At 63.2% G+C, this 813-nt stretch carries 2 protein-coding genes; both read right to left on the bottom strand.

What is annotated here, in order from left to right; translation table 11 throughout:
• Positions 1 to 174 precede the first annotated feature (174 nt).
• A complete protein-coding gene (locus ABTU92_RS29515) occupies positions 175 to 345 on the bottom strand; it encodes a hypothetical protein (RefSeq protein WP_408095104.1) in 171 nt (56 codons plus the stop codon).
• Between the two features lie 75 nt (positions 346 to 420).
• Positions 421 to 813 (bottom strand): helix-turn-helix transcriptional regulator (locus ABTU92_RS29510; RefSeq protein ID WP_408095103.1); only part of this gene is annotated, 393 nt, incomplete at its 5' end.

The raw sequence follows: 813 nt of genomic DNA, 5'->3' as shown, positions 1-813 counted from the left end.
CACGGGCGGCCGTGCGGCGGCCGCTCGCGAGGTGAGCGATGCTCCGGATCGAACGCACCGGACGGCGCGTGCTCGTCCGTGCTGCCGTGGTGCTGCTGGTGGTGCTGATCGTGTCCATGGTGCGCTGGCTCGGCGGCTGAAAAAAAGGGGAGGGCTCGCGCCCTCCCCGTCTCGTCAGTGGTGGCCGTTCCAGGCATCGGCCGCGGCGACGATGTCCTCGTCCTCGTTGGCGACCGCGATCTCGTACATCTCGAGCATGTTGTCGAAGCTCATGGCTTCGAACATCGCGAACAGCTCCGCCTGCCGCGCATCGGCCGGGACGGGCTGGGTGGTGGTGTGGGACATGGCAGTGTCTCCCCGCGGCTGATGGGGAAACATTACTCGTATGCGGGTACCCGCGTCAAATGAAAAGGTACGTCGTTATCGGTTGTAGCGGCCGACAATCCGATGGCAGTGAGGCCATGTTGCTTTCGGCAGCTTGTCCTGCCCGACCGGATTATGTCGGCCGACCACCCAATGAGTGCCGGTCTCGCGGATCAAGACGCGCACGCAACCCGTCCCTCCCGACAGAGCGGAACGGAAGAGGCAAGGCTTGTCCGGGACGGGCGGCAAGTGCGGATTCACCAGCGCGATGTCTTCGATCCGAAATTCGGGCCGCATCGACTCGTCCGTGATCAGGATCGCGTAGCTGCCGGCGACGTTTGAGAGAAACGGAGGCATCGGTATGCGATCTATGGGTGTCTCGGAAAACGAAACACTACCATCGATCGACACGATTCCGCCGAAAAGCGGCAGAAATTGCGCGGTTGCGGT

It is taken from the genome of Rhodoplanes sp. SY1, from assembly GCF_046000175.1.
Taxonomy (GTDB): Bacteria; Pseudomonadota; Alphaproteobacteria; order Rhizobiales; family Xanthobacteraceae; genus Rhodoplanes.
This window is presented reverse-complemented; position numbering and strand designations above follow the sequence as displayed.

Bases quoted from the DNA above. Each gene is read 5' to 3' on its own strand.
- ABTU92_RS29515 (WP_408095104.1), bottom strand. From the start codon at position 345: ATGTCCCACACCACCACCCAGCCCGTCCCGGCCGATGCGCGGCAGGCG.